Genomic DNA, 10,241 nt, shown 5'->3' on the forward strand with positions numbered 1-10,241 from the left:
CGAAATAGGCGTAAACGCATGGGTTTACGTCTGAATTTAATTGCTGCAATTTACAACATGGAGTTGGTTAAAAAATGATTTTTGCAAGAGGTCTAGTTATTGAATTGACAAAACACACGATAAAAATAAAAATCAACCTAAACACATATATTTAAGTTGATTGTTATTGCTAATTTTGGGATGAGATTGCTAATCTGTTAATCATCCAAAGAAAATTTATTTTTATCTTTATATTTTGCTTTTAATTTGTGTAGTGAATTACTAAACCAGTTTCTTTGTTCGTCAGGGCGTGTAACTTTATTGCCTTGATAATTGATTTGAGTCGCTTTTTGAAATGGACCATAAGCTTTTACTAAATAGTCTTCAGGTTTATAACCATTATCCAACGCTTCTTGATAATATTGATCAAATAACTCAACTAAGTCTTGTCTTGGATGAGGCATGATTTTTCCATCAAACCAATGTTTTTGATTGTTTTTTTCTAGGCGCGGTAACGAGTATTTATGGCTAAACTGAGTACCCATGTCGGAGTAATGAAGAATCTTGATATCTTCTATTTTTAAGCCTTCACCATCAATACAGTTGTATGAACTATTGTAGTTTTGGACTAGATGTGGTTGGTCTTTGATTAGTTGCATTAACTTCTTGTGACCATCTGGATCAGATTGCAACGTTTTAAGTGAAGGTAAATATTGTTTAGCTTTTTCACAATCCCAAACACAAGTACATAAACGAGCTGAACTTTTGCCACCTTTGGCGATGACGATTGCATCATCTTTCATCGGATGCGACCATAACTCAGCAATATCACATAAAACGATGACATCAGCATCCATATAGATCGAACGCCCTTCAAAGTTGGATGATTCTGGAATTGCCCATCGAAAACCTGAAAAAGGAGTCGCCCATTTTTCAGTATGCCAACCTTCACTAGCTTCTTGATTACTGTACCATGGACTTTTTGTATCATGGCTTAATTGCATCCAAAAAATTTCAATAGGATGTTGAGTGTGTTTTCGAATACTGTAATCTAAAACCATCATTTGTTCTAAGTCACAGTTGTTGGGATCACACCCAACGAATACTTTAATTACGTCATTGTTCATATCTGCAATCACTTCATCATATATAAATCAATGCAGTATGTAGAAGATAAAATCTTTAAGGAACTGCACGATAAAATTAAAACCAACATTGTAAGTCTATATTCTTTACATGACTAGCATTGAAATGTATTGTGCAATAAACTCCACTATGATTTTGATAGAATAAATAGTGCGTTCTAATTTATTGTTGTATTTACAAGATAGAATATGAATGATAGTTTCTTTGTGCCTTACTTTTAGTGGCTTATATTGTTGTATATGAAGATCAACCTATGAGAAATTATGTAATAAGTCTTTCAAATGAGTCTCAACGTAGAAAGCATATTCATACTGAATTTACTAAAGAGGGATTAGTATTTGAATTTTTTGATGCGATTACTCCCATCACTTTATCTTCAACAGCACTTGATCTAGGCATAACGGTCGATAAAACTGATTTACATCCAAATGAAATTTCTTGCATATTAAGCCATGTCTGCTTATGGAAAAAAGCTGTTGATGAAAAATTAGATTATATTGCCATATTTGAAGATGATATTTATTTAGGTAATTCTGCTCAATTTTTTTTGAAAAATTCTCAATGGATTTCTGAGCAATGTGAAATAGTTAAATTAGAAACTTTATATCGTAAGGTATTTCTTTCTAGAAAAGATGAGCCTTTAACTCTTGAAAATAAACGTGAATTAGTAGTACTAAATGGTCCACATATGGGGGCTGGTGGATATATTTTGTCACGTCGCGCCGCAGAATCTCTAATAGATTTTACGGCTAGGCTATCAGAACTTATACCTATAGACCATATTATATTTAGGGCTTATCCAGAAGAATCCCATCAAAAAATATATCAGTTATCGCCAGCGCTATGTATTCAAGATGTAATTTTAACTGACGGTGAGACAAATTTTCCTAGCTCGTTAGAGGAAGTTCGAAATATTCGTAAAGGAGAGATTAAAGTTAAAAAGAAGTTGAGTTTAAGGGCCAAAGCTCAGCGTGAACTTGGGCGCCCATTTCTACAAATACTATCTTTTATTCAAATTGGAATATGGTTTTTTCAAGGGAAAAAAGTGACAAAAATTAAGTTTAAATAGTAGTTTTATATCATTATTGAATTTTTCTTATAGTGTTCATCTGAGGCATTTATAGCTCTAAACCGCTTATATCCCCACATGTATTCAGTTGGAAAGCGGTTGATCATTTGCTCTACCGCTTTATTTAATGCAGTTGTCGCAACTTCTATATCTCGATCATAGAGTTCAGGATCATTGAGATCATCACAGTAGACCTCAAAACCTTCACCATCCTCTCTACGGAAACAACTTAATCCCACTAAACGGCATTGAGTTTTTTGTGCCATTTTGCTGGCTAAAGTACTGGTTAAGCAGGGAACTCCAAAAAAAGGAACCACGACACCACCAGAGGGTTGAGGGACATGATCTGGCAGAATTACACTGAAACCACCTTGTTTGAGGTTTTTGAATAATGCTTTAACACCGTTGGCATCAGTTGGAACTAGTGTCGCGTTTAACCGTTGGCGAGCATGTAAAGCAAAAGCATTAAATCCTGAGTCTTTCATGGGTTTATACATAATGGTAGGAATACCATATTGGTGTACCCATGCATTCATCATTTCCCATGTACCGAGGTGAGGGGTAATAATTAAAGCACCGCGGGGGTCATTTAATGCATTTGTTAGTACATCTAAATGATGAACCATCTTTATTTGCTGGATACTCCATTCTGGAGGCATTGCCCAGCATTTCCCAGATTCGATATAACTTAGACATTGCTTTGTCACGCTTTCTTTAGCAAGCTTTTCACGCTCACGCTCAGGAATATCTGGATAAGCAAGACTGAGATTTACCCGTGTTTTCCAAAGCATACTTTTATTTGGATTTTGGTTGATAAAATAAGCTACCACTTTTGCGATACTGCGCAAAAATGCTAAAGGTAGAATACGGAGTAAAGTGGTATAAAACGACATTGCGATTAATCTTGTTTATTCGCGTTGCCTTTGAGGACCATATAAATGAGGGCGACAAAGATGAGAAGTGCACCTGCTAAGCTACTAACGCAAAAATATAAAATGCGTTCATTGGTCGTCATATTGAAAAGTTCATTTGCTAAAATATAGCGCATAAAAAACCATTGTGCCAAAGAAAACACAATAATCACAATTGCATGTCGACGTACATCAGGACGCATTGCCATAACAATGACCTCTCAATAAAAAGCAGTTCATTATGCCACTAGCATAGATATTCTCAAAGTATAAATTATCGTACCAACGCTCTCCAAAAGGAGGAGATCTTATAGCCATAAAAAAACCCTGTACAAGACAGGGTTTTTATTTAATCCATAAAACTACAGATTATTTTTCTTCAGTTTTCGGCTTTTCACGTAAACGAATGCCTAAGTCACGCAATTGATTTGCTTCAACAGGAGCTGGAGCTTGAGTCAATGGACATTCAGCAGTCTTCGTTTTCGGGAATGCGATCACATCACGAATTGAAGATGCACCAGTCATCAACATGATCAAACGGTCAAGACCAAAAGCCAAACCACCATGTGGAGGCGCACCATAACGTAATGCGTTCAATAAGAAGCTGAATTTTTCTTCCGCTTCTTCTTCGCCGATACCTAAAGCTTCAAAAATTGCTTTTTGCATTTCTAGTGTATAGATACGAAGTGAACCACCACCAATTTCAGTACCATTCAATACCATATCGTATGCAACTGATAGTGCCGCGCCTGGATTGCTCTTTACTTCTTCAACACTTGATTTTGGTAGTGTGAATGGGTGGTGAACAGAAGTCCATTTGCCATCATCAGTTTCTTCGAACATTGGGAAGTCAACGACCCAAAGTGGAGCCCACTCGCACGTTGCAAGATTCAAGTCATGACCGATTTTCACACGAAGTGCACCCATCGCATCATTTACGATCTTCGCTTTGTCAGCACCAAAGAATACGATGTCACCGTTTTCAGCACCAACGCGTTTGAGTAGGTCAAGTACGATTGGTTCGATGAATTTAACGATTGGTGATTGAAGACCTTCGATGCCTTTCTCAAGTTCATTGACTTTAATATAAGCCAAGCCTTTAGCACCGTAGATGCCTACGAATTTAGTGTATTCGTCAATCGCACTACGTGGTAGTGAACCTGCACCAGGAACACGTAACGCTACAATACGACCTTTAGGATCTTTTGCAGGACCAGCGAAAACTTTGAACTCAACATCTTGCATTAAGTCTGCAACGTCAACGAGTTTCAATGGAATACGCATATCTGGTTTATCAGAAGCATAATCACGCATTGCGTCAGCATAAGTCATACGTTCGAATTTATCGAATTTTACATTCAATAATTCGTTGAACATTTTAACTGTTAAGCCTTCCATTAAATCCATGATGTCATCGTCACTCATGAACGATGTTTCAACGTCGATTTGGGTAAATTCAGGCTGACGATCTGCACGTAGATCTTCGTCACGGAAACATTTCGCGATTTGGTAATAACGATCAATACCACCTACCATCAACAATTGTTTAAACAATTGTGGTGATTGTGGAAGCGCGTAAAAACTACCATTTGAAACACGGCTTGGTACTAAATAGTCACGTGCGCCCTCAGGAGTTGCACGAGTCAAGATAGGTGTTTCAACGTCTAGAAAACCGTGATCTTCGAAATAGTTACGAATTAAGTTAGTAACTTTAGAACGGAAGCGTAAACGATCTAACATTTCTGGACGACGGATGTCCAAGAAACGATATTTCAAACGAATTTCTTCAGAAATATTGGTATTTTCGTCATTTAATGGGAATGGCGGAGTTTCAGAAGCAGCAAGAACTTCGATTTCTTTTGCCAAAACTTCAATTTGACCACTCACCATGTTGGCATTTTCAGTACCTTCATAGCGACGACGTACACGACCTGTAATTTTTAAAACAAATTCAGAACGTGCTTTATCCGCAGTAGCGAATGCTTCTGGTGTATCAGGGTCAATAACGACTTGAACTAAACCATCACGGTCACGCATATCAAGGAAAATCACACCGCCATGGTCACGGCGACGATGAACCCAACCGCATAGAGTAACTGTTTGATCGATTTGGGCTTCAGTTAAAGAGCCACAGTAATGAGTGCGCATCATATTGAATTATTTATCCAAACTATATTGGCTAGAAGGTGAATGCGTAAACAGCGCAGCACCAATGAAGGGGAGATTATGCCTTGTTGAACGTATAGTCTCAAGTCTTAATGCTTTAACAGAATCTTAAACATCCGCTTTTAATTAAAATGAGCTTTAGTTCTTATTTCGATCTAAAAATAATAGGACTAAACATGAGGCAGTAAATAGTATTAATCCTGTCTGAGTGAACTCATTAATTGATTTACCGATAAAAAAATATCGTTCGGTGTTCCAAAGATCAGAATGGATGTGGCGACTATAGCCCCAAACAGATAACATTCCAGAAATTGTTGAAATTATTAAGCTTATGATCATGAATAATTTAATTTTTACAGGAACAGCTTTCGGTTGCTTATGGGTATGGTAATAGCTTTTACACATGCAAAAGATAAAAGGTAAAGCAACTACAGATGAAGTAATTTGCAATATGAAATGTAATGGATAATTCAAACCAAATATTGAAATGTTCTGAGCCAGTAAATTTCTAAAAGCGAAAGTTCGAAAATCGAGATGCGTTAAACCATCCCATACTAAGTGGGTTGCGGTACCGATGATAATTGCAAAACAAGTCATTAATACGAAAGTGATGATTTGATCAAACGATTTAATATTTAGAGGATGAATGATTCCAAGTACTCGATACATCACAGGGCGATAGATCAGATACCAAAGTAAGCAGAAAAATAAACCTATCGGAAGGTTGGGAAAAATAACTCCTGACCATTGGTGTGCGATAGGTAGATTGGCTTGAGTAAATAAACGATATAAATCAGGTGTCATGCATCCAATCGCCAAAGCAGCAATAGGAAGATGTCCTTTAGTCAGTTTTGATAATGGTGGTGCAAGTACAGCGTGGGAAAGTGTAAAAGGCATATCGTTAGAAAACGAGTTTTTATGAAATCATGGAGCAGCAGTGTAGCAAATGTTTCGTGTTGTGATGTTTCTTATTGCAAATTGGATGAAATGTTATAATATAACAAAAATAAATTGGTTCGAGATAATGTTCATGTTGTTTTATAAAAATATATTAACGCTGTCTATATTAGCAGCTGTTTCTGTAACAGCTTTTGCTGCTGAAAATGAAAAAGTTGAAAGCTTAGAAACGATTAGAATCAAAGCGCATCCATTGGAACAAACCTCACAGGATTTTGCGGTAGCCGATAGTGTGATCGATCAAACTAAATTATCACAAGGTGCCGTAACCATTGGGGATGTACTTGGGCAACAAACGGGGATTTATTCAAATCAGTTCGGCGCTGGTTCAAGTCGTCCTGTCATCCGAGGTCAAGATGGTGCTCGAGTTAAAATCTTACAAAACTCATCTGAAAACATTGATGTATCGACCTTATCACCTGATCATGCGGTAACTGTAGATCCTGCATTAGCAAAACAGGTCGAAGTGATTCGTGGTCCTTCTACATTATTATTTGGTGCAGGTACAGTAGGTGGTTTAGTCAATGTGATTGACAGTAAGTTACCTACGCAAATGCCTGAAAAAGGTTATGAAGGAAATGTTGGATTACGCTACAACACGGGAAGTGATGAAAAGCTGGCAAGTGCTGGTGTTACAGTTGGTTTAGGCGATCAAGTAGCATTACGTGTTGAAGGTTTAAAACGTGATGCGAATAATTACATTGCACCCGATTATTTTCATGAAGGTGAAAAAGAGCGCCGAGTTGATAATACTTTTGCTGAAGGTCAAACTGTAAATGTTGGTTTGTCATGGATCTACGATCGTGGTTTTACAGGGATTTCTTACAGTAATCGTCAAGATAAATATGGTCTACCTGGCCATAGTCATGAATATGAAAGTTGTGAAGCTCATTTAGTTGGGACTCCACATTTACATTGTGGTGATCATGAACACGAAGATGAGCATGGTGGTGATCATCATGATGAACATGAAGGTGAACACGTACATGAAGCCGGACCGTGGATTGATTTAAAATCTGAACGTTATGACATTCGTTCTGAATTAGACAATCCGTTCAAAGGTTTTAAGAAGTTTAGAGCGCAAGCAAGCTATACAGACTATCAGCACGATGAAATTGAAGAAGATACGATTGCTACTCGCTTCAAGAATAAAGCATATGATGGACGTGTTGAGTTGGTACATAACCCAATCGGTGCATGGGAAGGCGTGATAGGTACTCAGTATGGACAACAGAAATTAAATTTAACGGGTGAAGAAGCATTTTTAGCGCCAAATACGACAAAAAAATGGAGTCTTTTTGCCCTAGAACATGCTCAATTCAATGACGTACATGTTGAGTTGGCAGCTCGTGTGGATCAACAAAAAATCGATATCGAAGATTCAAGTAAGAAAGATTTTGATGGTTCAGCATTTTCTGCTTCAGGTGCCGCTAACTGGGAATTTGCACCAGACTATAAACTTTCTTTAGTTGCATCGCATCAACAACGCCTACCACTAGCTCAAGAGTTATATGCTGATGGTAAACATTTTGCGACCAATACTTATGAGTTAGGAAATGATCAGCTCAAAAAAGAGCAGTCGAACAATGTGGAATTAGGCTTCCATTATGATAACAACCGTTTTGATTATCATATCCATGTTTATCATAACTGGTTTGATGACTACATTTACGCACAAACTTTAGATCGCTACGAAGACTTCCGCCTAGTAAAATATACTCAAGACAAAGCACGTTTTTATGGAGCTGAGGCAGAAGCTGCTTACCAAATTTCTCCTACATACAAAATAGGTGTGTTTGGTGATTACGTGCGTGGAAAAATCGACAATGAAAATGCTCCACGTGTTCCAGCGGGGCGTTTAGGGACTAAAGTAAATGCTGATTTTGGTGATGGGTTCACTGGATCTGCTGAGTATTATCATGTCTTTAACCAAGACAAAATCACGGCATATGAAACCGAAACGCAAGGTTATAATATGTTGAATCTTGGTGTCGCTTACTCGGGTGAATATAGTAATTTAGGTAATTATCGCGTTTTTCTAAATGCAAATAATCTTTTAGATGATCAAATTTATCAACATGCATCGTTCCTTTCAACGATCCCGCAAGTTGGTCGTAATTTTACAGTTGGTGTAAATTTTAACTTTTAATTTTCACTGAAATCTTATTGAAATATCAATCTATAAGCTCTAGCCTTGGTTCATTAGGCTAGGGCTTTTTCTGTTTATATGCGCATCTTCCAAAAAATTCATCAAAAGTTAAACTGGTCAGGTCGACGTTACATGGCAGTGATATTATGTATTTTAGCGATAGGATATATTGCTTCTGCAATTTATCATACGGTGAAACCTATTCCTAAAGGATTGAATTTCACTGGTCAATTACGTCATGCCAATGTGAAATTTCTAGCAGACCAAACTTATGTCGATGCGCAAGGAACTCAACATCTCGATCAGAAAATTTTTACTGAAATTTTTAAATTAATTGATGATGCACAAACCACAATTGTGCTGGATATGTTTTTGTTTAATCAAGAAGTAGGTCAATCCAAGATTCAGCAAATCCCTTTGATGCAAAAATTAACAGATGCATTGATTCTAAAGCGACAACAGAACCCGAACATTCAAATTGTACTGATCACTGATCCAATCAACTCGGTATATGGTGGGATTGCACCTGAACATTATCGTTCATTGCGCCAAGCAGGTATTGATGTAATCGAAACAGATTTGAAACCTTTACGTGCATCTAATCCACTTTGGTCTGGTTTTTGGTATATCTGTTGTCAGAATCTAGGCAATAGTTCAGAAGGTGGATGGTTAAAAAATCCATTTGGCGACGATAAAATCACTTTACGTAGTTATTTAGAACTATTTAACTTCAAAGCAAATCATCGAAAAACTTTGGTTGTGGATACGGAACAAGGTTGGAAAAGCTTAGTGACTTCTGCAAATCCACATGATGGCAGTTCACATCATAGTAATGTTGCTTTAGTTGTAGATGGTCCAACTGCGGTTGATATGCTACAGACAGAGCAAGCAGTTGCATCTATGTCTAAGGGCTCAAGTCCTGTTGTGATCATGGGTGCATTTGCTGAGGATAAGAGCTTGCCACAAGTGCAGGTACTGACTGAAAAAGCAATTTATGATGCTGTAATCAAGATGATAAATGAGGCTAAAGCTCAAGATCATTTAGATATTGCTATGTTTTATTTATCAGAACGACAAATTATTGAGGCACTTAAACAAGCTAAAAAGCGTGGTGTTGATGTGCGGATGATCTTAGATCCGAATAAAGATGCATTTGGTCGACAAAAAAATGGTATACCCAATCGACAAGTTGCTTCTGAATTGAATGCTGTTGGTATTCCGATTCGATGGTGTGATACACATGGAGAGCAATGTCATAGTAAAATGCTGCTTAAATATAATCATCAGCATGCAGAGTTGATTCTTGGTTCCGCAAACCTAACTGCACGTAATTTAAAAAATTATAATCTTGAGACCAACATGAGAGTTGTTGGGAATACACAAGCACAGGTTTTTCGTGATGCAAAGACATATTTTAATTCATCGTGGAATAACCTAAATGGCCGTCAAATGACGGTTGATTATTCAAAGTATGCAGATGAATCAAAATTTAAATATTGGATATATCGTTTTATGGAATGGTCTGGATTGTCGACGTTCTAAAAAGAAAGAGGCTTATAGCCACTACTGTCCCATAGTTTGCTTTAAATAAAAAAACCTGAGTCTAAATAGTTAAAATATGAGTGCAAACAAACACTTTAACTATAAAGGACTCAGGTTTTGTCACATCAGAATACCGTATTTCATCAATTACTCAAACCCATTCTAAGACAAGATTTTGAACGTCTGGCTAAACTGCACCACTCTGGGCAAAAATTAAGATCAGCCATCCGCTGGGATCAGTTTGTTGCCATATTGATGTCCCAACTTTCTTGTCGGCAAAGCTTAAGAGACATTCAATCCAATCTCGAATCCCAGCAGGAAA

9 protein-coding genes are annotated in these 10,241 nt (G+C 37.2%); 4 read left to right on the top strand and 5 right to left on the bottom strand.

Translation table 11 applies throughout. The features are described 5' to 3' along the window. Positions 1–197: 197 nt before the first annotated feature. On the bottom strand, positions 198–1,106 hold the full coding sequence (locus MKL32_RS03365) for a hypothetical protein (protein ID WP_004964084.1): 909 nt from the start codon (positions 1,104–1,106) through the stop codon (positions 198–200). Positions 1,107–1,378: 272 nt separating this feature from the next. On the opposite strand from MKL32_RS03365, the gene MKL32_RS03370 reads away from it, so the two are divergent. Then, positions 1,379–2,194: a glycosyltransferase family 25 protein gene (locus tag MKL32_RS03370; protein WP_017397567.1), complete on the top strand. Its 816-nt coding sequence runs from the start codon at positions 1,379–1,381 to the stop codon at positions 2,192–2,194. A 5-nt stretch (positions 2,195–2,199) separates the two neighbouring features. Here MKL32_RS03370 and MKL32_RS03375 read toward each other — a convergent pair whose 3' ends face one another. The 4 genes from MKL32_RS03375 to MKL32_RS03390 form a co-directional block, all read right to left on the bottom strand. Further along, positions 2,200–3,087: a lysophospholipid acyltransferase family protein gene (locus MKL32_RS03375; protein ID WP_270900167.1), complete on the bottom strand. Its 888-nt coding sequence runs from the start codon at positions 3,085–3,087 to the stop codon at positions 2,200–2,202. Between the two features lie 5 nt (positions 3,088–3,092). Beyond that, complete coding sequence (locus tag MKL32_RS03380) at positions 3,093–3,314, bottom strand: hypothetical protein (protein WP_004908914.1); 222 nt, start codon at positions 3,312–3,314, stop codon at positions 3,093–3,095. 160 nt (positions 3,315–3,474) lie between these two features. Continuing rightward, a complete protein-coding gene (gene aspS, locus MKL32_RS03385; protein ID WP_005402071.1) occupies positions 3,475–5,256 on the bottom strand; it encodes an aspartate--tRNA ligase in 1,782 nt (593 codons plus the stop codon). A gap of 153 nt (positions 5,257–5,409) precedes the next feature. After that, positions 5,410–6,168, bottom strand: coding sequence for a DUF4184 family protein (locus MKL32_RS03390; protein WP_004964073.1), 759 nt, complete (start codon positions 6,166–6,168; stop codon positions 5,410–5,412). Positions 6,169–6,301: 133 nt separating this feature from the next. Between MKL32_RS03390 and znuD the strand changes: the two genes are divergently transcribed. From znuD to MKL32_RS03405, 3 genes are all read left to right on the top strand, one after another. After that, entirely contained in the window at positions 6,302–8,377 is a 2,076-nt protein-coding gene (gene znuD / locus MKL32_RS03395) for a zinc piracy TonB-dependent receptor ZnuD (RefSeq protein ID WP_004964068.1), read from the top strand. A gap of 78 nt (positions 8,378–8,455) precedes the next feature. Next, positions 8,456–9,919, top strand: coding sequence for a phospholipase D family protein (locus MKL32_RS03400; protein WP_270900168.1), 1,464 nt, complete (start codon positions 8,456–8,458; stop codon positions 9,917–9,919). A gap of 117 nt (positions 9,920–10,036) precedes the next feature. After that, positions 10,037–10,241 (top strand): DUF4372 domain-containing protein (locus MKL32_RS03405; protein WP_270900169.1); only part of this gene is annotated, 205 nt, incomplete at its 3' end.

It is taken from the genome of Acinetobacter sp. AOR34_HL, from assembly GCF_027854795.1.
Taxonomy (GTDB): domain Bacteria; phylum Pseudomonadota; class Gammaproteobacteria; order Pseudomonadales; family Moraxellaceae; genus Acinetobacter; species Acinetobacter junii.